At 59.5% G+C, this 24,278-nt stretch carries 20 protein-coding genes and 1 pseudogene; 12 read left to right on the forward strand and 9 right to left on the reverse strand.

The genetic code is table 11. The annotated features are described in order from the left end of the window. Positions 1 to 36: 36 nt before the first annotated feature. The 8 genes from AB4N33_RS24225 to AB4N33_RS24260 all read right to left on the reverse strand — a co-directional run bounded on the left by AB4N33_RS24225 (position 37) and on the right by AB4N33_RS24260 (position 9,899). Positions 37 to 1,959, reverse strand: coding sequence for a PrkA family serine protein kinase (locus AB4N33_RS24225; RefSeq protein WP_460120329.1), 1,923 nt, complete (start codon positions 1,957 to 1,959; stop codon positions 37 to 39). Between the two features lie 295 nt (positions 1,960 to 2,254). Then, positions 2,255 to 2,584 carry a thiosulfate sulfurtransferase GlpE gene (gene glpE / locus AB4N33_RS24230; protein ID WP_460140796.1) on the reverse strand — a complete coding sequence of 110 codons (330 nt, stop codon included), beginning with the start codon at positions 2,582 to 2,584 and terminating at the stop codon, positions 2,255 to 2,257. Positions 2,585 to 2,617: 33 nt separating this feature from the next. Further along, positions 2,618 to 3,499, reverse strand: a complete 882-nt coding sequence (locus AB4N33_RS24235; protein WP_476458411.1) for a symmetrical bis(5'-nucleosyl)-tetraphosphatase — start codon at positions 3,497 to 3,499, stop codon at positions 2,618 to 2,620. Continuing rightward, positions 3,499 to 3,879, reverse strand: coding sequence for a Co2+/Mg2+ efflux protein ApaG (gene apaG / locus AB4N33_RS24240; RefSeq protein WP_460140798.1), 381 nt, complete (start codon positions 3,877 to 3,879; stop codon positions 3,499 to 3,501). Before apaG ends, AB4N33_RS24235 begins: the two co-directional genes overlap by 1 nt. A 123-nt stretch (positions 3,880 to 4,002) precedes the next feature. After that, positions 4,003 to 4,821 carry a 16S rRNA (adenine(1518)-N(6)/adenine(1519)-N(6))-dimethyltransferase RsmA gene (gene rsmA, locus AB4N33_RS24245; protein ID WP_460140799.1) on the reverse strand — a complete coding sequence of 273 codons (819 nt, stop codon included), beginning with the start codon at positions 4,819 to 4,821 and terminating at the stop codon, positions 4,003 to 4,005. After that, on the reverse strand, positions 4,818 to 5,807 hold the full coding sequence (pdxA, locus tag AB4N33_RS24250) for a 4-hydroxythreonine-4-phosphate dehydrogenase PdxA (RefSeq protein WP_476458412.1): 990 nt from the start codon (positions 5,805 to 5,807) through the stop codon (positions 4,818 to 4,820). The genes rsmA and pdxA overlap by 4 nt, the downstream gene beginning before the upstream one ends. Further along, positions 5,804 to 7,126, reverse strand: coding sequence for a peptidylprolyl isomerase SurA (surA, locus tag AB4N33_RS24255; protein ID WP_476458413.1), 1,323 nt, complete (start codon positions 7,124 to 7,126; stop codon positions 5,804 to 5,806). Before surA ends, pdxA begins: the two co-directional genes overlap by 4 nt. After that, positions 7,101 to 9,899 carry an LPS-assembly protein LptD gene (locus tag AB4N33_RS24260; protein WP_476458414.1) on the reverse strand — a complete coding sequence of 933 codons (2,799 nt, stop codon included), beginning with the start codon at positions 9,897 to 9,899 and terminating at the stop codon, positions 7,101 to 7,103. The genes surA and AB4N33_RS24260 overlap by 26 nt, the downstream gene beginning before the upstream one ends. Positions 9,900 to 10,029: 130 nt before the next feature. On the opposite strand from AB4N33_RS24260, the gene AB4N33_RS24265 reads away from it, so the two are divergent. The 3 genes and pseudogenes from AB4N33_RS24265 to AB4N33_RS24275 all read left to right on the forward strand — a co-directional run bounded on the left by AB4N33_RS24265 (position 10,030) and on the right by AB4N33_RS24275 (position 12,482). Beyond that, positions 10,030 to 11,049 (forward strand): aminoglycoside phosphotransferase family protein, encoded by a 1,020-nt coding sequence (locus tag AB4N33_RS24265; protein ID WP_476458415.1) that lies wholly within the window; start codon positions 10,030 to 10,032, stop codon positions 11,047 to 11,049. Next, a pseudogene (murU, locus tag AB4N33_RS24270) lies at positions 11,046 to 11,716 on the forward strand (N-acetylmuramate alpha-1-phosphate uridylyltransferase MurU). Before AB4N33_RS24265 ends, murU begins: the two are co-directional and overlap by 4 nt. Before the next feature lies 1 nt (position 11,717). After that, positions 11,718 to 12,482 carry a TerB family tellurite resistance protein gene (locus AB4N33_RS24275; RefSeq protein ID WP_460140803.1) on the forward strand — a complete coding sequence of 255 codons (765 nt, stop codon included), beginning with the start codon at positions 11,718 to 11,720 and terminating at the stop codon, positions 12,480 to 12,482. Between the two features lie 59 nt (positions 12,483 to 12,541). Here the strand turns inward: AB4N33_RS24275 and AB4N33_RS24280 are convergent, their stop codons facing one another. Further along, positions 12,542 to 13,534, reverse strand: a complete 993-nt coding sequence (locus AB4N33_RS24280; protein WP_476458416.1) for an alpha/beta hydrolase family protein — start codon at positions 13,532 to 13,534, stop codon at positions 12,542 to 12,544. A gap of 73 nt (positions 13,535 to 13,607) precedes the next feature. On the opposite strand from AB4N33_RS24280, the gene AB4N33_RS24285 reads away from it, so the two are divergent. From AB4N33_RS24285 to AB4N33_RS24325, 9 genes are all read left to right on the forward strand, one after another. Continuing rightward, positions 13,608 to 16,004: a PAS domain-containing sensor histidine kinase gene (locus AB4N33_RS24285; RefSeq protein WP_476458417.1), complete on the forward strand. Its 2,397-nt coding sequence runs from the start codon at positions 13,608 to 13,610 to the stop codon at positions 16,002 to 16,004. Between the two features lie 13 nt (positions 16,005 to 16,017). Continuing rightward, complete coding sequence (locus tag AB4N33_RS24290; RefSeq protein ID WP_368555640.1) at positions 16,018 to 16,647, forward strand: response regulator; 630 nt, start codon at positions 16,018 to 16,020, stop codon at positions 16,645 to 16,647. A 345-nt stretch (positions 16,648 to 16,992) separates the two neighbouring features. Beyond that, complete coding sequence (locus AB4N33_RS24295) at positions 16,993 to 18,117, forward strand: ABC transporter ATP-binding protein (RefSeq protein WP_460120356.1); 1,125 nt, start codon at positions 16,993 to 16,995, stop codon at positions 18,115 to 18,117. A gap of 45 nt (positions 18,118 to 18,162) precedes the next feature. Further along, positions 18,163 to 19,206, forward strand: a complete 1,044-nt coding sequence (locus AB4N33_RS24300; RefSeq protein WP_460120358.1) for an ABC transporter substrate-binding protein — start codon at positions 18,163 to 18,165, stop codon at positions 19,204 to 19,206. 165 nt (positions 19,207 to 19,371) lie between these two features. Next, positions 19,372 to 20,619, forward strand: coding sequence for an ABC transporter permease (locus AB4N33_RS24305; protein WP_476458418.1), 1,248 nt, complete (start codon positions 19,372 to 19,374; stop codon positions 20,617 to 20,619). 12 nt (positions 20,620 to 20,631) lie between these two features. Continuing rightward, positions 20,632 to 21,456 (forward strand): ABC transporter permease, encoded by an 825-nt coding sequence (locus tag AB4N33_RS24310; RefSeq protein WP_460120361.1) that lies wholly within the window; start codon positions 20,632 to 20,634, stop codon positions 21,454 to 21,456. A 101-nt stretch (positions 21,457 to 21,557) separates the two neighbouring features. After that, positions 21,558 to 22,706 carry an iron-containing alcohol dehydrogenase gene (locus AB4N33_RS24315; RefSeq protein WP_460120364.1) on the forward strand — a complete coding sequence of 383 codons (1,149 nt, stop codon included), beginning with the start codon at positions 21,558 to 21,560 and terminating at the stop codon, positions 22,704 to 22,706. An 80-nt stretch (positions 22,707 to 22,786) separates the two neighbouring features. Further along, the gene (gene rpe, locus AB4N33_RS24320) at positions 22,787 to 23,461 is read left to right on the forward strand and encodes a ribulose-phosphate 3-epimerase (protein ID WP_460120366.1); all 675 of its coding nucleotides are present in this window, start codon (positions 22,787 to 22,789) and stop codon (positions 23,459 to 23,461) included. Beyond that, positions 23,458 to 24,276 (forward strand): phosphoglycolate phosphatase, encoded by an 819-nt coding sequence (locus tag AB4N33_RS24325; protein WP_476458419.1) that lies wholly within the window; start codon positions 23,458 to 23,460, stop codon positions 24,274 to 24,276. Before rpe ends, AB4N33_RS24325 begins: the two co-directional genes overlap by 4 nt. Positions 24,277 to 24,278: the final 2 nt, after the last annotated feature.

Here is a 24,278-nt window from a genome sequence, read left to right on the forward strand (position 1 = left end):
TTCCTTGCAGCTTGTAACTTGTAGCTTGTAGCTGCTTCACTGAGATTTCCTGACTCGCAGGTACCATTCGGACAGCAGCCGTACCTGTTTGTCGGTGTAACCGCGCTCGACCATTCGTGTGACGAAGTCGTTGTGTTTCTGCTGATCCTCTTTGCTGGCCTTGGCGTTGAAGCTGATGACCGGCAGGAGGTCTTCGGTGTTGGAGAACATTTTCTTCTCGATGACCACCCGCAGTTTTTCGTAGCTGAGCCAGGTCGGGTTCTTGCCGTTGTTGTTGGCTCGAGCGCGCAGCACGAAGTTGACGATTTCGTTGCGGAAGTCCTTCGGATTGCTGATGCCGGCCGGTTTCTCGATTTTTTCCAGTTCTTCGTTCAATGCCACGCGATTGAGGATTTCGCCGGTTTCCGGGTCGCGGTATTCCTGGTCCTGGATCCAGAAGTCGGCGTAAAGCACGTAGCGATCGAAGATGTTCTGGCCGTACTCGCTGTAGGACTCGAGGTAGGCCGTCTGGATTTCCTTGCCGATGAACTCGATGTATCGAGGAGCTAGGTATTCCTTGAGGTAGCGCAGGTAGCGCTCGCGGGTTTCAGCCTGGAATTGTTCCTGTTCGATCTGCTGTTCCAGCACATACAGCAAGTGGACCGGGTTGGCGGCGATTTCGTGTGGGTCGAAGTTGAACACCTTGGACAGGATCTTGAACGCGAAGCGCGTCGACAGGCCGTTCATGCCTTCATCGACACCGGCGTTGTCGCGGTATTCCTGGATCGACTTGGCCTTCGGGTCGGTGTCCTTGAGGTTTTCGCCGTCGTACACACGCATCTTCGAATAGATGTTCGAGTTTTCCGGCTCTTTCAGGCGAGAAAGCACAGTGAACTGGGCGAGCATCTTCAAGGTGTCGGGCGCGCAGTGCGCCTTGGCCAGCGAGCTGTTGAACAGCAGCTTGTCGTAGATCTTCACTTCGTCGCTGACGCGCAGGCAGTACGGCACTTTGACGATGTAGATCCGGTCAATGAAGGCTTCGTTGTTCTTGTTGTTGCGGAAGGTGTGCCATTCCGACTCGTTGGAGTGGGCGAGCAGGATGCCGGTAAACGGAATGGCGCCCAGGCCTTCGGTACTGTTGTAGTTACCTTCCTGAGTGGCCGTCAGTAATGGGTGCAGCACCTTGATCGGCGCCTTGAACATTTCGACAAATTCCATCAAGCCCTGGTTGGCCCGGCACAAGGCACCCGAGTAGCTGTAGGCGTCGGCATCGTTCTGCGGGAATTCCTCCAGTTTGCGGATATCGACCTTACCCACCAGTGCCGAGATGTCCTGGTTATTTTCATCTCCCGGCTCGGTCTTGGCCACGGCGATCTGGTTGAGGATCGAAGGATAGAGTTTCACCACGCGGAACTGGCTGATGTCTCCACCGAACTCGGCCAGACGCTTGGTCGCCCAAGGCGACATGATGGTATTGAGGTAGCGCCGTGGAATGCCGAAGTCTTCCTCAAGGATCGCGCCATCTTCGGTGGCGTTGAACAGACCCAGGGGCGATTCGAAAACCGGCGAGCCCTTGATGGCGTAGAAGGGCACCTTTTCGATCAGTTGTTTGAGTTTCTCGGCCAGGGACGATTTACCGCCGCCGACAGGGCCAAGCAGATAGAGAATCTGTTTCTTCTCCTCCAGGCCCTGAGCGGCATGGCGGAAATACGACACGATCTGGTCAATGCATTCTTCCATCCCGTGGAAGTCTTCAAAGGCCGGATAACGCCGGATCACCTTGTTGGAGAAAATTCGCGAAAGCCGCGAGTTGGTGGAAGTATCCAGCAGCTCCGGTTCTCCGATGGCCAGCAAAAGTCGCTCGGCGGCGGAAACGTAGGCACTGCGGTCCGTTTTGCACAGCTCCAGGTACTCTTGCAGCGAGAGTTCTTCCTGGCGTGTGGACTCGAAGCGTTGTTGGAAGTGGCTAAAGATACTCATGACGTCACCTCGCTCGATACGTGGAGCCGACGCCGGATCACTCAGTCGATGCTGGCAGCAACCGAACAGGCAGTTGCTGTTTACCCCCCAGAAACCCCTCGCTACTGACAATTGCGAAGGCTACTCCCGATGATCCGCGCGCCGGTGTACCGGCTCTCCCCTGTTTTGGATGGCCTGCGCTTAAGGATAGTTGGGAATTCGGGAGGTAAAGGGCGGATACGTAATTAGTTGTGGCAGACCGTTCGTCTGGTGTCGCGCAAGCCCGCGGGAGCCGGGGCTTGCGTGTTACAAAAAATTATTCGCCAGGGTCTTGGGATGTTTCTGTCGGGTAGGTCGTACGCCACAGCTCAAAACCGCCATCCAGGCTGTAGACATCCGAGAAGCCCTGGCCGACCAGATAGGCGGCCGCTCCCTGGCTGGAGTTGCCGTGATAGCAGACCACCACCGTCGGCGCGTCCAGGTCAGCACCCTGGACGAAAGCGTGGAGGGAATGATTGTCCAGATGCTTCGAGCCACTGATGTGCAGGGCGGCGAATGTCGCAGGGTCTCGGACATCGACGACCACCGCGCCTTTTTCGCGCAGGGCCTGGGCCTGTTCTGGGGGGATGCGTTTGAATTCGCTCATGGCGGGTTCCTGTGGCTCGGCTGAACGCGCAGTCTAGCGCTGGGCGCTGGCTGGCGTAGATACGGAAGTGGATGGGACGACTGGCGGCAGGGCATGGCCGTGATCGTCACATTTGCATTGAAGGCGCTCGAGGGTGTCGACGTTCATCAGGGTCATCGATCCACCCCAGACGCAACCGGTATCGAGGGCAAAGATTCCAGGCTCGCTACACCGGCCTTCAAGCGCTGCCCAGTGGCCGAAGATGATCTTCACGTCCTTGGTCTTGCGCTCTTTGTGGCTGAACCAGGGGGCGTAGCCGGGCAGGGCGGTATCAACGCCTTCCTTGCTCTTGAGATCCAGCTTGCCCTCGCTGGTGCAGAAGCGCATGCGGGTGAAATAGTTGGTGATCACTCGCAGGCGAGACACGCCTTTGAGGTTGTTGTCCCATTTCAGCGGTTCGTTGCCGTACATGCCGTCGAGGTAAGGCGTCAGGCGGTTGTCGTCACGCAGCACTTCCTCGACTTCTGCCGCGTACTTGAGGGCCTTGCGCAAGGACCACTGTGGCGGGATGCCTGCGTGTACCAGGGCAATGTTGCGCTGCTCGTCGTAATGCATGAGCTTCAGTTGGCGCAGCCACTCAAGCAAGTCTGCACTGTCAGGAGCCTGAATGATTTCGCGCAGGGTATCGGATTTCTTCAGGCGCTCGATGTTGTGCCCGGCCGCCAGCAAGTGCAGGTCGTGGTTGCCGAGCACGCACACGAGAGACTGGCGAATGCCATAAAGGAAGCGCAAGGTTTCCAGGGACTGTGGGCCGCGGTTGACCAGATCGCCCACGAGCCACAATTTGTCACGGGTCGGGTCGAAGGCGACCTGCTCAAGCAAGCACTTGAGCGGTTCGAGGCACCCTTGCAAGTCTCCGACGGCGTACGTTGCCATCAGTGCAGTGCTCCCGGCACGGCCAGCCGGAAGGGGGCGATGATGGCGTCGAAGTGTTTCCCATCGTCGGCAATCATTTGATAGGTGCCTTGCATGGTGCCGACCTTGGTCGTCATCACCGTGCCACTGCTGTAGGTATGGTTATCACCGACCGCAATCAACGGTTGCAGACCCACGACCCCGGCGCCACGCACTTCCTCGACATGACCGTCACCATCAGTGATCACCCAGTGCCGAGACAGCAATTTGGCGGGTAATTCGCCATTGTTGTGCACGGTAATGGTGTAGGCGAAGGCAAAGCGGTTGTGCTCGGGTTGCGATTGTTCTGCCAGATAGCGGGTGACGACGCTGACGTCGACCTGATAACGAGGATCGGACATTCAAAAGGCCTTAAAAACGAAGCGGGACGCGGGGCGTAGCTGATGAGACTCAGTCTAGGCCAAGTATCGGGTAGTAAACCAGACATGATGGCTGGTGTCCTACCCGATGGCGTTCGAAGCCTGTCAGTCGGCGGCGGGCTTTTGCGGGGATTGTTCGCTGAGTTTGTCGGCCAGGCGCACGAAGGCGGCCAGGTCGAGCTGTTCCGGACGCAAGCTGCCGTCGACGCCAGCGGCAGTAATGTCGTCGCTGCTCAGCAGTAATTTGAGGGTGTTGCGCAGGGTCTTGCGGCGCTGGTTGAAGGCTTCGCGCACGACACGCTCCAGCAGGCGATGATCCTTGGCCGGATGCGGCAGGACGGCATGCGGCACCAGGCGAACGATGGCCGAATCGACTTTCGGTGGCGGGTTGAATGCACCCGGCCCCACATTGAACAGGTGCTCTACACGGCAGTGATACTGAACCATGATCGACAGGCGACCCCAGTCGCCGCCGCCAGGACCCGCAGCGAGGCGCTCGACCACTTCCTTTTGCAGCATGAAGTGCATGTCACGGATGATCCCTGCGTTGTTGAGCAGGTGGAAAATCAGTGGCGTGGAGATGTTGTACGGCAGATTGCCGACGACTCGCAGGCTGTTCGGCGCGGCGTTCAGGCTGTTGAAGTCGAACTTCAACGCGTCGCCTTGATGCAGGTTGAAATTGCTCTTGCCGGCGAACTGCTGGTTGAGGATCGGGATCAGGTCCTTGTCCAGCTCCACCACGTCCAACTGGGCTCCGCTGCCCAGCAAACCCTGGGTGAGGGCACCCTGACCTGGACCGATTTCCAGCAGTCGGTCATCGGGTTTGGCATGAATGGCGCGCAGGATGCGGTCGATAACGCCGGCATCGTGCAGGAAGTTTTGGCCAAAGCGTTTGCGCGCCTTGTGTTGGTAGTGCTCGGTCATAAACGGGTCTCGGCCATCTGGTAGGCGGTTTCCAGGGCGACTTGCAGGCTGCCGCTGTCGATCTTGCCGCTGCCGGCTAGGTCCAGGGCGGTGCCGTGGTCGACTGAGGTGCGGATGATCGGCAGGCCCAGAGTCACATTGACTGCCGCGCCGAAACCTTTGTATTTCAGTACGGGCAGCCCCTGATCGTGGTACATCGCCAGCACCGCGTCGCAGTGCTCCAGATATTTTGGGGTAAACAGCGTGTCGGCTGGCAGGGGACCTCGCAGGTCCATGCCTTCGCCGCGCAGGCGCTCAAGGGTGGGTTCGATGATGTCGATTTCTTCATGGCCCAGGTGACCGCCTTCACCGGCATGGGGGTTGAGCCCGCAGACCAGGATACGTGGCCGGGCGATGCCGAATTTTTGCTGCAGGTCGGTGTGCAGGATCCGCGTGACCCGCTCCAGGCGCTCCGGCGTGATTGCATCGGCAATGTCGCGCAGGGGCAGGTGGGTGGTGACCAGTGCCACGCGCAAGCCGCGAGTGGCGAGCATCATCACCACCTGTGCGGTATGCGTCAGGTCGGCAAGAAACTCGGTGTGGCCGGAAAAGGCGATCCCCGACTCGTTGACCACGCCCTTGTGCACCGGCGCGGTGATCATGCCGGCGAAATGCCCGTCCAGGCAGCCCTGGCCTGCGCGGGTCAGGGTTTGCAGAACGAATGGGGCATTGGCCGCGTCGAGCTGGCCTGCCGTCACGGGCGCCGCGAGCGGTGTGTCCCAGACGTACAGGCTGTTGGCTGGCGCGGGTACATTCGGCCAGTTGTCCGGCGTCACCAATAGCAAATCGACGGCTACGCCCAGCTGCGCGGCCCGCTCAACAAGCAGGTCGCGGCTGGTAATGGCAATCAGGGGGTGTGGCTGGGGTTGCGAGGCGAGCAACAGGCACAGGTCTGGACCGATGCCCGCTGGTTCGCCGGGTGTCAGCGCGAAACGTTTGGGTTTCACTGCGCTGCCTGGTCTGCGCCAGGAAGTTTGATTTCTACATAGGCTTCGTCACGGATCTGACGCAGCCAGGTTTGCAGCTCTTCGTCGTATTTGCGGTTACGCAGCACGGTCATGGCTTGCTGCTCCCGCGCCTGGTTGGTGCTATCGGTCGCGCGACGGCCAAGGACTTCCAGTACGTGCCAGCCGTATTGGGTCTGGAACGGCTTGGACAACTGACCTTGTGGGGTCTTGGCCATCACTTCGCGGAATTCGGGTACCAGTGCATTTGGATCGATCCAGTTCAAGTCACCGCCGTTGAGGGCGGAACCCGGATCTTCCGAATAGCTTTTGGCCAGCTCACCGAAATCTTCACCCGCTTCGATGCGGCTGTAGAGCGACTCAACCAGCGCCTTGGTTTTTGCCTCGTCGCGGATCGGGCTTGGCTTGACCAGAATATGACGCACGTGAACTTCGTCACGTGTCTGGGTTTCGCCGCCACGCTTGTCGAGGATCTTCAGGATGATGAAACCGCCCGGGGTGCGCATCGGCGGAGTGATATCACCGACTTTCATGGTGCTCAGCATGCGATCGAACGGAGGTGGCAACTGGGCAGCCTTGCGATAGCCCATGTCGCCGCCTTCCAGTGCGGTTTCGCTGGCGGATTTGGCAATTGCCATTTGACCAAAGTCAGCGCCTTGCTGCAGTTGCTGGTAAACCGCGTCTGCCTGTTTGGCTGCATTCTGAATCGCGTCGGAGTTGGCGCTTTCCGGCGTAGGGATCAGGATGTTGGCCAGGCGGAACTCTTCGGACAGCTGCATTTTACCCAGGTCAGAGGCGAGGAAGTTCTTCACTTCTTGCTCGGAAACCTGAATGCGCTCGGCCACACGACGCTGGCGCACACGGCTGATGATCATCTCGCGACGAATCTGCTCGCGAGCGTCCTCGTAGGACAGGCCATCACGCGACAGTGCGGTGCGGAACTGTTCAAGCGACATGTTATTGCGCTGGGCAATGGTGCCAACCGCCTGGTTCAGTTCTTCGTCAGTGATGCGAATGCCGGAACGTTCGCCGATCTGCAGTTGCAGGTTTTCGACGATCAGGCGCTCCAGCACCTGCTGATCCAGCACGCCGGCCGGCGGTATGGCAGAGCCGCGCTTGGCGATGGTTTGCTGAACTTCATGAACACGCTGGTCCAGTTGGCTCTGCATGACCACATCGTTATCGACAATGGCCACCACTTTATCGATGGACTGAACTGCGGCATTCGCCGCAGTACCCAGGAACAGCGCGCCCAGTACGAGCGGGCGCAGACAATCAGAAAGCTTGGTCTTCACGTTCACGATAACCTTGGATGCCTTTGTCGAGGAAGCTCTCTACTTTGGCGCCGGTGAGGCCGCCGAGACCTTTCAGAACGATTTGTAGGAAGACGCCGTGGTCGCCTTTTTCGTTTTGTGGCGCTTCCTGACTGAATTCGTCGTAGGAAACCCAGTAACGGTTGATCAGGCGCAGTTTCCAGCAGCAATTGTCGTACTCAAAACCACCAAAGGCTTCCAGGGTACGGTTGCGGTTGTAGTCATACTGCCAGCGGCTGATGGCGTTCCACTGCGGCACGATCGGCCAGATAACCGAGAAGTCGTGCTGCTGGATCTTGTAGTAGTCCTTCACGTAGCCAGGTTGGCCCGGTGTGCCGTAGTCACCACCACCCACCGACCATTTACCGGTGTTCTGGTCGTAACGGACCTGGTCATTACGATAGCGATAGCCGGCGTTGATGACCTTGTTCGGGTTGTCTTCTGGCTGGTAATGGAACATCGCGCTGCCGGAGCGAGGGCTGCGGCTGTCCGGGTCCCAGTTGTAATCGGCAGTGGTGCGCCAATCACGGTTCCAGCGGTATTCGTATTCCAGTGCGTAGGGCGAAACGTCCGACTGCGAGTCTTTGCGGGTTCGTGCATCGATACCCGGCAACTGTACTTTGCGGTCTTTGAAGTAGTAGGCCTGGCCCACGCTGATGCGCTGACGTTCGAAGCCATTGTCTTCGATCCAGCGGTTGGTCACACCCAACGACAGTTTGTTCTCGTCACCGACGCGGTCAGATCCTGAGAAGCGGTTGTCGCGGAACAGCGACGAGTAGTTGAAGGTGTACTCGCCGGTGTCGAACACAGGGATATCGCTCTGGTCTTTCTCCGGAACATAGAGGTAGAACAGACGAGGTTCGAGGGTCTGGCGATAGTCTTTGCCGAACCAGTTGGTGTTGCGATCGAAGTACAGGCCGCTGTCAATGCTGGCAATCGGCACGCCACGGTTCTGGTTGCTGCTGAAGGTGCCGTTGAGGCGATTGCCTTCGGCGTCCTGGCCGGCGATGTCGGCTTTGCCCTGTGCGTCGAGATCCAGTTGGTACTGGGTGTATTGATACTTGAGCGATGGCTTCACGAAGCCATAGGTCCAGTTCATTGGCAGGCTGACACCCGGCTTGAGGTTCAGACGGTCACCGTTGGCACGAGCCAGGCCGAACACGTTGGTGTCCAGGCGAGGCGACAGTGTGCCATTTTCATCGGAGAACTGACCGGTCTTCAAGTCACGATCAAACCGTACGAGCTCGGTCTCGTAGTCGAAATTCAGGCCGTTAGGGTGCATCGGCAACTGACCAACGAAGGTGATCTGCGGCAGACGATCATACGGAGTGATATTCGAAACGGTCGCCAGTTGATAGGCCTGTGCATTTATGCGAGCGGTATAACTGTCGCCACGGTAGCTGACCGAGCCCTGCTGGTTGACGTAGTCCTCACTTTTCACGCCAATCTGGTCAGTCTGCAGATCCTGGAAGTAATACGGATCGCTGATCTTGGTGTAGTCAACCTGGGTGTAGACGCGAGAGTCCAGACCACCCTTGTGCTGCCAGTTGTACATGTAGCGGGTTTTTTCGTAGTCGGTCTGCTTGCTGCGATCGGTATCCTCGTCGTTGAGGTACGCGGCGCCGAACTGACCTTCGCTGGATTTGGTCAGGTAGCGGAACTCGCCTTCCATCAACAGGCCGCGCTTGCTCATGTAGCGCGGGTACAACGTGGCGTCGTAGTTCGGTGCCAGGTTGAAGTAGTACGGCGTGACCAACAGGAAGCCGGTGTCGCTGCCGCTGCCGATGGTCGGCGGCAGGAAGCCGGACTGGCGACGGTCGTCGATCGGGAAGTAGATGTACGGCGTGTACAGGACTGGAATGTCCTTGACCCGCAGTGTCACGTTGGTCGCGGTACCGAAACCGGTGGCCGGGTTCAAGGTGATGTTGTTGCCCTTGAGCTGCCAGGCGTTACTGTTCGGTTCGCACGTGGTGTACGTACCATCCTTGAGGCGGATGATCGCGTTCTCGGCACGCTTGGCGTACAGCGCGTTACCGCGAATACGCGATTTGTGCATCACGTATTCGGCGTTGTCGACCTTGGCTTCGCCGGTGTCGAGTTGCACTTCGGCGTGGTCACCGACGATCAGCGCGCCGTTGTCGCGTATGCGCACGTTGCCGTCCAGTTCACCACGGCTTTCAGCCTGGTAGAGGTTCGCTTCGTCGGCTTCCGCCTGCATGCTGCCCTGGCGAAGGACCACGTCGCCGGCGAGGGTAGCAATCTGCTCATCCTGCTTGTAACGCGATGCCTTGGCGCCGACGAAGGTCGGGGCGTCACTTTTATTCGTCTTGTCATTCATGCCAGGACGAATCGGTTCGATATAGGAACCAGAGCAGTAAGGACCGGTTTCGGCCAATTGCGCTGCGGTGAGCTTCTCGCGCGGAACCCAGTCAAGGTGGCTGTAGTCTTCGCTACGGGACTTGAGGCCGCGACCTTTTGATTCGGTAACCAGCACAGGCTTGGTGCCTGTTTCTTCGCTTGAGCCGGTCTGCGCCGGAGCGTCGCCACTGGAGCTGACTGCGCTGCCGTCATGGACGGGACGCGGTGGCAATGCCGCCGCCGGCGTCTTGGGCGCACAGTCCCAGGCACCCGAAGCAGAGACGGAGCAGTCATACTGTTCCGCAGCGACCACGTACGAAGTGGCTAAAGGTTGCAGGGCCAGCAGACTGCCGGTAACCAACAACGGAAATTTTTTACGAAACGCGGGGGATTTCAATGCCATCTTATTAGTCCGGGCTTCCTGCGTGCCATCTGCCCGCGGTGTGGGCCGCACGCCTCTCGATGGTCTGAAAAAGATGCTGGATAATAAAGCATGACCCGCTTGACGGCTAGGGCCGTCGGAGACCCTTGTAATGCCTGACCAAGATGTACGTTTGCAACACCTGAAAGTTTGGCTCGATGAGCAATTGGCGGTCCTCTTTGCAGAGCAGGGTTGGGGCGCCGTACCCCCGGCCACGTTGACTGCGGCCAGTAGTGACGCGAGTTTTCGACGCTATTTCCGGTGGGAGGGAGCGGGAAGAAGTTTTATCGTCATGGACGCTCCTCCACCCCAGGAAAACTGCAAACCCTTCGTGGATATCGCTTTTTTATTGGCGAAATCCGGAATAAATGTGCCGAAAATTTATGCCGAAGACCTCGAGCGCGGGTTTCTTTTGCTCAATGACCTGGGCAACAAGACGTATCTGGACGTCATTGACAATGAAAATGCAGACGGTTTGTTCAGCGATGCGTTGCAAGCCTTGCTCGCTTTTCAGCAGTTGCCGATGGTTGCGCCGCTTCCCAGTTATGACGTCGCGCTGCTGCGTCGCGAATTGGAGTTGTTCCCCGAGTGGTATGTGAAGCACGAGTTGGGTATCGAGTTCGACCCGGCTCAACAAGTGCTCTGGGATAACTTGACGCAGTTGTTGATCGACAGTGCCCTGGCCCAGCCCAAAGTGCTGGTTCATCGCGACTACATGCCGCGCAATCTGATGCTCAGTGAACCCAACCCCGGCGTGCTGGATTTCCAGGACGCGGTCTACGGCCCCGTGACCTATGACGTCACTTGCCTGTTCAAGGATGCTTTCCTCAGTTGGCCGGAAGAGCGGGTGCTCGGCTGGTTGGAAAATTACTGGAAGCAGGCCGCTACCCTGGGCATTCCGGTACAGCCTGACTTCGAGGACTTCCTGCGGGCCAGCGACCTGATGGGCGTTCAGCGTCATTTGAAGGTCATCGGCATTTTCGCCCGCATCTGCCACCGTGACGGCAAGCCACGTTACCTGGCTGACGTGCCGCGATTCTTTGCTTATATAGAGTCGGTGATCGCTCGCCGGCCAGAACTGGCCGAACTGGATGTGCTACTTCTCAGTCTGCGTGCCGGAGCCAATGCATGAAGGCAATGATTCTCGCGGCTGGCAAGGGGAACGCATGCGCCCCCTGACACTGACGACACCCAAGCCCCTGGTGCGAGCCAACGGCGTTCCGTTGATCGAGTATCACCTGCACGCACTGGCTGGTGCAGGATTCACCGACATCGTGATCAACCATGCGTGGCTGGGTCAGCAGATTGAAGACTATCTGGGTGACGGCTCACGGTATGGCGTGAGCATTGAGTATTCGCCGGAAGGTGAGCCGCTGGAAACTGGCGGCGGAATCTTCCGTGCGTTGCCGTTGCTCGGCGATGAAGCGTTTGTGGTGGTTAATGGCGATATCTGGACCGATTACGATTTCAGCGTGTTGCACCAGCCAATCACCGGCCTGGCTCATTTGGTGCTTGTGGATAACCCGCTTCATCACCCGGGCGGTGATTTTCTGCTGGTCGATGGTGAAGTACAGGACGGTCAACCGCAAGGGTCGAACCTGACCTACAGCGGTATCGCTGTGCTGCACCCGCAATTGTTCGATGGCTGTTCGGCCGGAGCGTTCAAGCTGGCGCCGCTGTTGCGCAAGGCGATGGCTGAAGGGCAAGTGACTGGGGAGCGGTTGTGTGGTCGTTGGGTGGATGTCGGCACGCTCGAGCGACTCGCGCAAGTCGAAACCTTGATCGAAGCGAGTCGCTGACATGTTGTGGCCAGGGACTCTGATTGGAGCCGGAGCAGGCTTTTTTGTCGCCAGCATTCCGGGGGCCTTGCTTGGCGCTTTACTGGGCCAGGCACTGGATCGACGCTTGCAATTGCACAGTTGGGCGCAGTTGCGCGAAATGCTCGGTGGTCGGTCGGCTCTGCGTAACGATGAATTGTTGTTCGTGCTGCTGGGGCGGTTGGCCAAGAGTAACGGTAGGGTGATGGACGGCCACATCCAGCAGGCGAGACGGGAAATGGAGTCGCTGGAGATGACTGAGGCGGCCAGGCAGCGGGCCATCGCGGCATTCAACCGGGGAAAGTCAGGTCATGACCCATTACGCCGCTACCTGCGCCGACTGAGTGTTCAGCCTCATGCGGCCGAAGGCGTATTGCGCGCCTGCTGGCGAATGGTCTGGGCTGACGGTCGCGCCGGTACTGCCGAGCGCAAGCTGATCGCACAATGGGGCAAGTGGCTCGGCTGGAAGTCATATCAGGTGCAGGCACTGGCGGCGGATTACGAGCCCGCCAGACGCTCAATGCCCAACAGTACCCAGGTTTACAAGGACGCCATGCAGTTACTGGGGGTGGCCGCTGACACAGAACCGGCGCAGATCAAACGCGCCTATCGACGCATGCTCAGTCGGCATCATCCCGACAAGGTCGCCGGCAGCGGCGCCACGGCAGCCCAGGTGCGAGAGGCCACTGATATGACGCGCGAATTGCATAGTGCCTACACGTTGATTCGTCAGAAACGGGATTTTTAGCAGGGAGATTGTTGGTGCGCCCATCGCGAGCAGGCTCGCGATGGAGGCGACTCGGTCTATCAATCCGTTTGGGACTGAGGATTCAACCACCCTCGCACCCGACGCACCAATTGTTCCTGCTGGTCTTTATCGTTGCCCGGTATCGTCTTGAGCGACACCTGGCTGTATGCCGACGCCTTCAGGCGCTTGCTGGCCTGCAGGCGTTCCAGCGCTGCGTTGCGATCCAGCCGCTTGTCCATGTAGAAGATGTCGGCCGTAGGCAGCTTCAGGGTTGGCGTCAATTCCACCAGCTCAGGCTTAACCGCCGTGGGCGCCTGGGCCGCAACCATCACGAACTTTTCCACCTGCGGGGGCTGTTTCTCGCTCAGATAGCGCGCCGCCCAATAGGCACCCGTGCCATGGCCGAGCAGCACGATGCTGCGAGCGCTTTGTTGTTCAGCGTAGGCCATGGCGGCATCGATGCGTGCGAAGATCCGCTCGGCATCGGCTTTGGCTTGTTCGTCGCTGGTTTCGGCAACCGCCTTGTCAACCATATCGGTTTCACCGCCGGCCGCCTGCTCGATGGGGGTGGCAGTGGTCGAGTCCTTGCTGCCGACATCAGGCGCTTTTACCGTGGAAGGGACTTCGATAACCCGGGGCGCGATGACATCGCTTTGTTGATCGGGCAGAGTGATACTCAGGCTGCTCCACTGCGCGTCCGGAAGTTTTTGGCGCAGTGGACTGATTGCTTGCGGCCAGTCAACGGTTTCACCGGCGCCCGGGATGATAATGACTGCACCCTTGGGTTCGGCAGTATTGGCCGGTTTCCACAAGGCCAGAAACGTATCGCTGCCGGCCTGCAGTTGTTGCTGTTCCTGCGCCGGGATTTTTCGTTCAAGTGCTGTCGATTCTTCCTGGCTACGCTCAAGCAGCGGCTGACGTTCCAACGGCTTCTCGTCGGCGGGTTGTTGCGCAGCAGCGGGTGTCGGGTCAGCGGCCTCGACGGAAAAGGCACAAGGCAGGATCAGCGACAGGCACAATGCTGGCAGTGCCAGGCGAAAGACAGGGGGCATCGGATATTCCAGGCCAGAAGTTATTCCGGCAGCCTAATGGGTTGGTCAGTATTTGTCAGTGTGTGAGATTTCGATGAAGCGTTTTCGCTGCCTGTGGGTTATCGGCTGTTTGTGGTTTCCCTTGATGAGCTGGGCCACGCCTGCGCCACCTGTGCAGGTCGCGCCACTGTCTGCCAGCCAGCAACAATGGCTGGTGCAGCACAATGAACTCCGCGTCGGCGTAGTCTTGCAGGCTCCCTTTGCGCAGTACGATCGCCGGTTGCAGCGTCTGTCCGGGGTGAACATCGAGCTGATGAAGTGGTTGGCGAAGTCGCTCAAGGTCGAGCTGAGTTGGCGCAACTTTCCCGATCTGGCGCAACTGGAGGCCGCCCTCCGCGAAGGCGAAATCGACATCGCCCCTGGGCTGGCGCAAACCCCCGCCGGCCTGCGCCTGTGGCAGTTTTCCGACCCGTACATGCGGGTGCCGCAACTGGTGGTCAGTGACCAGAAAGCCACGGGTTTGGTGGAGCTGGAAAAACTCGACAGCCAGGTGCGCGTTGCCGTGCGCATGCCCAGCGCCACCGCCGACTACCTGCGCAGCAATTACCCGCATTTGAATCTTCAGGGCGTTCCCCTCGAGCGCCAGGCCTTGCAGTTGCTGGTCAGCCAGCAGGCCAGCTACGCGGTGATAGACGAAGCGCAACTGGGGCGGCTGTCGGTTGAGCCGGATTTTGCGGGCTTGGTGGTGGTCGGCGACATCGGTTTGCCCCAACTGCTGCGCGTGGCCACGCGGCGCGACTGGCCGGAACTCGCCGGCATTGTTGAAAGCGCACTGCGGGTGATTCCGGCCAAGGACCTGGAGCAATTGCACAATCAATGGCTGCAACCCAAGTATCCACGCCTGACCGAATCTCGGGGGTTTTGGCAGAACCTCAGCCTGCTGTTGGCCGTGTTGATGTTGAGCAGCATGGCCATCGTGTTCTGGCAGCGTCGGCAGCAACACAGCCTGGAGCAGCGCCTGCTCGCCGCCCGGGAGGACATTGCCCTGCGCGTCGCCAGTGAAGAAGCGCTGCGCCTGACTCAGTTTTCCATTGACCAGAGTACTGTCGGTATCCTCTGGGTGAACTGGGACAGCCACGTGCGCTATGCCAACCGCGCGGCCGAAGCCATGCTCGGCTATCCCGTGGGAGGCATCATCGACCGGCCGCTGATCGACTTCGAACCCGGACTGCACATGGACCGCTGGTTGAACCTGTGGAAACGTGCGCGGGCCAGTGAGGAAGGACCGCTCAGCTTCGAAACCAATTGCTTGCGGGCCGATGGCAGCATACTCCCAACCGATGTTTCCCTGAGCTTTCTGCGTTTTCGTGGTGGCGAATACCTGGTGGTTTACCTCAACGATGTGACCGAGCGCCGTCGCGCACTGGCTGCCTTGCAGGAAAGCGAGGCTCGCCTGCAAGGGATCGCCGCCAACGTACCGGGGCTGGTCTTTCGCCTGGAGCGTGCACCGGTCACAGGGCAGATCGACTTCGCCTACATCAGTGAGGGTAGTGAAAGCCTGGTGGGTTACTCGCCGGCAACCCTGGCTCATCGCGACAAAGGCTTGCGCAGCCTGGTTTACCCGGATGACAAGGCCAGTTACCACCAGACCCAGGACCAGGCGCTGGACACTGACAGCGACTGGTCGTGGCAAGGACGGATTCTCACTCGTTTGGGCGAGTTGCGCTGGGCCGAGATCAAGGCGATTACCCGTCGACTCGAGGATGGCAGCTCGGTGTGGGACGGTATTGTCTGGGATATCAGCGAGAGCAAGCGTATCGAACTGGAGCTGGCCAGCTCACGCGAACAACTGCGCGAGTTGTCCGCGCATCTGGAAAGTGTGAGGGAAGAGGAAAAGGCGCGGATCGCCCGCGAAGTTCATGATGAGTTGGGTCAGATGTTGACGGTATTGAAGCTGGAAACGTCCATGTGCGAACTGGCCTACGCCCAGTTGGACCCGGGTCTGAACGAACGCCTCAATAGCATGAAGCGCCTGATTGCCCAGTTGTTCCAATTGGTGCGCGATGTCGCGACGGCGCTACGTCCACCGATTCTCGATGCAGGGATTGCCTCGGCCATCGAATGGCAGGCACGGCGCTTCGAGGCGCGCACACAGATCCCGTGCCTGGTGCAAGTGCCGGAGAGTCTGCCAGTGCTCAGTGATGCCAAGGCTATCGGCCTGTTCCGAATCCTTCAGGAGGCACTGACCAATGTCATGCGACACGCTCAGGCGCATACTGTCGAATTGACACTGACTCTGGAAGGCGACGAGTTGTGTCTTACGATCAGCGATGATGGCGTAGGATTTATCGCCGCCACTGGTCGGCCAACATCCTTTGGTTTGGTCGGCATGCGCGAGCGGGTGCTGATCATGGGCGGGCAGTTGTTGCTGGAGAGTGAGCCGGGGGAGGGCACGACGTTAAGTGTGCGCGTACCGGTGGATAAAGCCTGATCTGGAGAAGAAAGTGATCCGTGTACTGGTAGCCGAAGACCACACCATCGTTCGCGAAGGCATCAAGCAGTTGATTGGCCTGGCCAAGGATCTGCAGGTGGCGGGGGAGGCGAGCAATGGCGAGCAATTGCTCGAGACCTTGCGTCATGTCCCGTGTGAAGTGGTGCTGCTGGACATCTCCATGCCCGGGGTCAATGGCCTGGAGGCGATTCCGCGGATCCGCGCGCTGAACAATCCGCCGGCTATCCTGGTGTTGTCGATGCACGACGAAGCGCAAATGGCGGCACGGGCCTTGAAAGTTGGCGCGGCGGGTTATGCCACCAAGGACAGCGACCCGGCGCTATTGCTGACGGCGATCCGTAAAGTAGCCTCCGGCGGTCGCTACATCGACCCGGAACTGGCCGACCGCATGGTCTTCGAAGTCGGTCTGACCGATTCGCGGCCTTTGCATTCCCTGCTCTCGGAGCGCGAGTTCTCGGTGTTCGAACGCTTGGCCCAGGGCGCCAACGTCAATGACATCGCCCAGCAACTGGCCCTGAGCAACAAGACCATCAGCACCCACAAGGCGCGGCTGATGCAAAAACTCAACATCACCTCCCTGGCCGAATTGGTGAAGTACGCGATGGAGCATAAGCTCCTCTAAGGCCTACGCATCCCGCCCTGTAGGAGCGAGCATGCTCGCGATGCGGTGTGTCAGATCTCAATGTGCAAGCCCGCGCTTCGCAATCGCGAGCAAGCTCGCTCCTACAGGGTATATGCGGTGTTCATATCCATTTGCGACACGCCCGCGCACCGCTTTTGCCCTTGCTTGCGGTTTGCCGCTTGAAGCTCACAACTGCGGATGCCAATGCGCGCCATCCTTGTAGGGCAATCCCTACCCTCGACCTTCCGTCCTGCTGAGGCGATTCTCTCCTGCGCCCCGATTTGCGTGCTCCAAAGCGTCCACTAGGCTTAGTCCACAGCAGTCATCAATAACAAAGGTGTGGGTATGAGCCAGGTTGATTCAAGCGCAGGGGCCAGTGACATTCTGGTCAGCTTTCGTGGAGTGCAGAAGAGCTACGACGGCGAGAACCTGATCGTCAAAGACCTCAACCTGGACATTCGCAAAGGCGAGTTCCTCACCTTGCTCGGGCCCTCGGGCTCGGGCAAGACCACCAGCCTGATGATGCTCGCCGGTTTCGAAACCCCGACCGCCGGTGAAATCCTTCTGGCGGGGCGCTCCATCAACAACGTGCCGCCGCACAAACGTGACATCGGTATGGTGTTCCAGAACTACGCGCTGTTCCCGCACATGACCGTGTCGGAGAACCTCGCGTTCCCGTTGACCGTGCGTGGCCTGAACAAAAGTGATGTCAGCGAGCGGGTCAAACGTGTCCTGAGCATGGTGCAATTGGATACCTTCGCCCAACGCTACCCGGCGCAACTGTCCGGTGGACAGCAACAGCGTGTAGCCCTGGCTCGCGCCTTGGTATTCGAACCGCAACTGGTGCTGATGGACGAACCGCTCGGCGCATTGGACAAGCAACTGCGTGAACACATGCAGATGGAGATCAAGCACCTGCACGAGCGCCTCGGCGTAACCGTGGTCTACGTGACCCACGACCAGGGCGAAGCCCTGACCATGTCCGACCGCGTGGCGGTGTTCCACCAGGGCGAAATCCAGCAGATCGCCCCACCGCGCCACCTTTATGAAGAACCGAAAAACACCTTCGTCGCTAACTTTATCGGCGAGAACAACCGTCTCAATGGCCGTTTGCACAGCCAGACCGGCGACCGCTGCGTCGTCGAGTTAGGTCGTGGTGAGAAGGTTGAAGCCCTGGCGGTCAATGTCGGCAAGACCGGCGAACCCGTCACGCTGTCGATTCGTCCGGAGCGCGTGAGCCTCAATGGTTCGAGCGAGTCCTGCGTCAACCGCTTCTCAGGGAGGGTGGCGGAATTCATCTATCTGGGCGACCACGTCCGAGTTCGCCTGGAAGTCTGCGGCAAGACTGACTTCTTCGTGAAACAACCGATTGCCGAGCTCGATCCGCAGCTCGCCGTCGGTGACGTGGTACCGCTTGGCTGGCAGGTCGAACACGTTCGCGCGCTCGACCCTCTTTTAGAGGCGAATTAATCGCCCCCCTGCTTCAACCAACCCTGCACATGGAGAAAACAATAAATGTTGAGATCCCTGAAATTCACCGCCCTGGTCATGGGCATGATCGGTGCGGCACACGCGATGGCGGCGGGCCCGGACCTGACCGTCGTCTCCTTTGGCGGGGCGAACAAGGCGGCGCAAGTCAAAGCCTTCTACGCGCCGTGGGAAGCGGCGGGTAACGGCAAGATCGTAGCGGGCGAGTACAACGGTGAAATGGCCAAGGTCAAGGCCATGGTCGACACCAAGAGCGTGTCCTGGGACCTGGTGGAAGTTGAATCGCCGGAGCTGTCCCGTGGTTGCGACGAAGACATGTTCGAGCAGCTCGACCCTGCGCTGTTCGGCAAGACCGAAGACTACGTCAAGGGCGCCATCCAGCCTTGCGGCGTGGGCTTCTTCGTGTGGTCCACCGTGTTGGCCTACAACGCCGACAAACTGAAAACCGCACCAACCAGTTGGGCGGACTTCTGGGACACCAAGCAATTCCCGGGTAAGCGCGGCCTGCGTAAAGGCGCCAAGTACACCCTGGAATTCGCCCTGATGGCCGACGGCGTTGCGCCAAAAGACGTCTACAAAGTGCTGGCCGGCAAAGATGGCCAGGACCGCGCATTCAAAAAGCTCGATGAACTCAAGCCAAACATCCAGTGGTGGGAAGCGGGCGCACAACCGCCGCAATACCTGGCCTCTGGTGACGTGGTCATGAGCTCGGCCTACAACGGTCGTATCGCTGCGGTGCAGAAAGAAAGCAACCTGAAGGTCGTGTGGAACGGCGGCATCTATGACTTTGACGCATGGGCCATTCCACGTGGGCTGGACAAGGCGCGTGCCGAAGCGGCGAAGAAATTCATCGCCTTCTCGGTGCAGCCGCAACAGCAGAAGACCTACTCGGAAAACATCGCCTACGGCCCGGCCAACACCCAGGCTGTGCCGCTGTTGAACAAGGATGTCCTGAAAGACATGCCGACCACCCCGGAAAACATCGCCAACCAGGTGCAGATCGATGTCAGCTTCTGGGCTGACAACGGCGAGCAACTGGAACAGCGCTTCAACGCCTGGGCTGCCAAATAAGCAACACCTTGCCGGGGTGGGCTAACCACTCACCCCTGTAGGAGCGAGCTTGCTCGCGATAGCGGTCTGCCAGTCGCCATTGCTGTTGAATTCGCCGACACAATCGCGGGCAAGCCCGCTCCTACCGTTCGTTTGAATTAGAACAATAGATTTCCGGAGTACGCCATGGCTATCGCCGTTCCCGCGAACGCGGGCACTGACCCCACTTTGAAGCAGCGGCTCAAGCACGCCGAGCGTGTCAACCGCTGGAAAGCCCAGGCGTTGATTGCGCCGCTGGTGCTGTTTCTGTTGCTGGTGTTCCTGGTGCCGATCGTGGCGCTGCTCTACAAAAGCGTTGGCAACCCTGAAGTGGTCGGCGGCATGCCGCGCACGGTCGAGGCCATTGCCAGTTGGGACGGCCGCGGCCTGCCCGCAGAACCTGTGTACAAAGCGGCCGCCGAAGACCTCGCCGAAGCCCGCAAGAATCAGACCCTGGGTGACTTGTCCAAGCGCCTGAACATGGAATTGGCCGGCTATCGCAGCCTGCTGACCAAAACCGCCCGTGCCTTGCCATTCGCCGATTTGCCGGCTTCTTATAAAGATGCGCTGGAAGGCCTCGATGAGCGCTGGGGCGATCCGGCCTATTGGCAAGCGGTGCGCCGCAACACCAGCAGCATCACGCCATATTACCTGCTGGCTGCGGTCGATCATCGCATCGATGACCTTGGAGAGGTGGCACCGGCCACCCCCGATCAAGCGATCTATCTCGACATTTTCGCCCGTACGTTCTGGATGGGCCTGATCATCACTGCGCTCTGCCTGGTGCTGGCGTATCCATTGGCCTATCTGCTGGCAAACCTGCCAGCGCGCCAGAGCAACCTGTTGATGATTCTGGTGCTGTTGCCGTTCTGGACGTCGATCCTGGTGCGGGTCGCCGCGTGGATCGTTTTGCTGCAGTCGGGCGGCCTGATCAACAGCGCGCTGATGGCCATGGGCATCATCGATAAGCCGCTGGAGCTGGTGTTCAACCGCACCGGGGTCTACATCTCCATGGTGCACATCCTGCTGCCATTCATGATTCTGCCCATCTACAGCGTGATGAAGGGCATTTCGCCGACTTACATGCGCGCAGCGATTTCCCTCGGCTGCCATCCGTTCGCGAGTTTCTGGCGGGTGTACTTCCCGCAAACCTATGCCGGTGTCGGCGCTGGTTGCCTGCTGGTATTCATCCTTGCCATTGGCTACTACATCACCCCGGCACTGCTGGGCAGCCCGAACGATCAGATGGTCAGCTACTTCGTCGCCTTCTACACCAACACCAGCATCAACTGGGGTATGGCGACCGCACTCGGTGGGCTGCTGCTGTTGGCAACCGTCGTGCTTTATCTGATTTACAGCTGGCTGGTGGGCGCCAGTCGCCTGCGTCTGAGCTAAGGGGAGATTGAAATGCTGAGTCCTTATATGTCGCCCATCGAGCGGGTGTGGTTCTACAGTTTGCGGATTCTGTGCGGCCTGATCCTGTTGTTCCTGGTGCTGCCGGTGCTGGTGATCATCCCGTTGTCGTTCAACTCCGGCAGCTTCCTGGTGTATCCGCTGCAGGGCTTCTCGTTGCAGTGGTACCACGATTTCTTCGCCTCGGCGGAATGGATGCGCGCGCTGAAGAACAGCATCATCGTCGCCCCGGCGGCTACGGCACTGGCGATGGTTTTCGGCACGCTGGCGGCGATTGGTCTGACGCGCGGGGACTTCCCGGGCAAATCCCTGGTAATGGCGCTGGTGATTTCGCCGATGGTGGTGCCGGTGGTCATCATCGGTGTAGCGAGTTATCTGTTTTTCGCGCCACTGGGCCTGGGCAACAGCTTCTTCTCGCTGATCGTGGTGCATGCGGTGCTGGGAGTACCGTTCGTGATCATTACCGTGTCGGCGACCTTGCAGGGCTTCAACCACAACCTGGTGCGCGCCGCTGCCAGCCTCGGGGCTTCGCCGCTGACGACGTTCCGCCGGGTGACGTTGCCGCTGATTGCGCCGGGCGTGATCTCGGGGGCGCTGTTTGCCTTCGCTACCTCGTTCGATGAAGTGGTGGTGACGCTTTTCCTCGCCGGTCCTGAGCAAGCGACCCTGCCACGGCAGATGTTCAGCGGCATTCGCGAAAACCTCAGCCCGACCATCGCCGCCGCCGCAACGCTGCTTATCGCTTTCTCGGTGATCCTGCTGCTGACCCTGGAATGGCTGCGTGGCCGTAGCGAGAAACTGCGGACCGCGCAGGTGTAAATGCCGTCCCCTGTCTCCCATTCACAACCTGAATGGGAGACAACCCCAATTCCCCAGCTACTATTGTGCCCAGCTCCCCTAGCTATAAGAGGCTGCGCACGATGAGTCTTTCCTCGTTCAAAATCGCTCACAAACTGATCACGGGCGCCGCTGCCATCGAGCAGTTGTCCGCCGAACTCAACCGTCTGGACATCGACAACCCGCTGATCGTCACGGATGCGGCGTTGGTCAAGTCCGGCACGGTTGCCCTGGCGCTGGCGCAGCTGGGTGATCGTACTTACGAGATTTTTGACCGTGTGCTGCCCGATCCGGAAATCGCCATCGTCGAAGACTGCATGCGGGTTTACCGCGAAGGCGGACATGACGGCCTGATCGGCCTCGGGGGTGGCAGTGCCATCGACATCGCCAAATGTGTCGCGGCGTACGCCGGTTATCACGGCGCATTGGAAGATCTGTTCGGCATCGACCAGGTGCCGCGCAAGGGGCCACCGCTGATCGCGATCCCAACCACCGCCGGCACCGGCTCTGAAGTGACCAACGTTGCGATCCTCTCCGACAAGGCCGCGCAGCTGAAAAAAGGCATCGTCAGTGACTATCTGTTGCCCGACGTGGCGCTGGTCAGCCCGCAAATGACCCTGACCTGCCCGCGCAGCGTGACCGCCGCCAGTGGCGTTGATGCGCTGGTGCACGCCATCGAGGCCTATCTGTCGATCAACGCCTCGGCGATTACCGATGCGCTGGCCATCGGTGCGATCAAGCTGATCGCCAAGGCGCTGCCCAAGGCCTATGCCAACCCATCCAACCTGCAAGCGCGCGAAGACATGGCCACCGCCAGCTTGATGGCCGGCATGGCCTTCGGCAATGCCGGTGTTGGGGCGGTGCATGCGTTGGCGTATCCGCTGGGTGGGCGTTTCAACATCGCCCACGGTGTCAGCAACGCCTTGTTGCTGCCCTATGTCATGACCTGGAACAAGATGGCCTGTGTCGAGCGCATGCAGGATATTGCCGAAGCCATGGGGGTGAAAACCGCTCACCTGAGTGCCCACGAAGCGGCCGACAAAGCCGTCGAGGCGATGACCGAGTTATGCGCGGCAGTGGAAATTCCGCCAGGTTTGCGCAGTTTCGGGGTCCCGGAGGATGCCATTCCCGCCATGGCGGCGGAAGCCGCAGGTATCGAGCGCTTGATGCGCAACAATCCGCGCAAGTTGAGCGCCATTGATATCGAGAAGATCTATCGCTCGGCCTACTGATCATCGCGCTCACGGTGCGCACGCCAAAGCATGAGGTATACAATGCGCGCCATCGTGATTTAGCTCAGAAAAGGTGCGTCATGCAGCCCTTCGTAATTGCTCCGTCGATTCTCTCCGCCGACTTCGCCCGTCTGGGCGAGGAAGTGGACAATGTCCTGGCCGCCGGCGCCGACTTCGTACACTTCGATGTCATGGACAACCATTACGTACCGAACCTGACCATCGGCCCGATGGTCTGCGCTGCGCTGCGCAAGTATGGCGTGACCGCGCCGATCGACGCGCACCTGATGGTCAGCCCGGTGGACCGCATCGTCGGTGACTTTATCGAAGCGGGCGCGACGTACATCACCTTCCACCCCGAAGCCACTCAGCACATCGACCGTTCCCTGCAACTGATCCGCGAAGGCGGCTGCAAGTCGGGCCTGGTGTTCAACCCGGCGACTCCGCTGGACGTGCTCAAGTACGTGATGGACAAGGTCGACATGATTCTGCTGATGAGCGTAAACCCGGGCTTTGGCGGGCAGAAATTCATCCCGGGCACCCTCGACAAGCTGCGTGAAGCCCGCGCGCTGATCGATGCGTCCGGTCGCGATATCCGCCTGGAAATCGATGGCGGCGTGAACGTCAACAACATCCGTGAAATCGCCGCCGCTGGCGCCGACACCTTCGTGGCGGGCTCGGCGATCTTTAATGCGCCGAACTATCAGGAAGTGATCGAGAAGATGCGCGCCGAACTGGCGCTGACTCGCCCATGAGTGGCTTCGAGCAGCTGTTCCCCGGCCGCCTGCCGCGTCTGGTGATGTTTGATCTGGATGGCACTCTGATCGATTCCGTCCCTGACCTCGCGGCGGCGGTGGACAACATGCTGCTCAAGCTCGGGCGCCCACCGGCCGGTATCGATGCGGTGCGCCAGTGGGTTGGCAATGGCGTACACATGCTGGTGCGCCGCGCCCTGGCCAATCACATCGATGCCGAGGGTGTCGATGAGGTCGAGGCCGAGCATGCCCTGCAGTTATTCAACGGTTTCTATGAGGATGGCCACGAGCTGACAGTGGTTTACCCCGGTGTGCGTGACACCCTCAAGTGGTTGAGCAAGCAAGGCGTGGAAATGGCCCTGATCACCAACAAGCCGGAGCGCTTCGTCGCGCCGCTGCTGGATCAGATGAAAATCGGCCGTTATTTCAAGTGGATCATCGGTGGCGATACCCTGCCGCAGAAGAAACCCGACCCGGCTGCGCTGTTTTTCGTGATGAAAATGGCCAACGTCCCGGCGTCGCAATCGTTGTTTGTCGGCGATTCGCGCAGCGATGTGCTGGCGGCGAAGGCGGCGGGGGTCAAGTGCGTGGCCTTGAGCTATGGCTACAACCACGGTCGCCCGATTGCCGAAGAGTCGCCAGCACTGGTCATTGACGATCTGCGCACGTTAATTCCCGGTTGCCTGGATCTGGCTGCTGAGATAACGTTGGGCGACGCTGTTCAATCCCCTTCTGGAAACGCCATCGTGGTGGTCACTCGCAAACTCTGGATGAAAGTTATCAAGGCCCTGGCCCGCTGGCGTTGGCGCGCCTGACT

Source organism: Pseudomonas sp. S1_E05 (assembly GCF_056337105.1).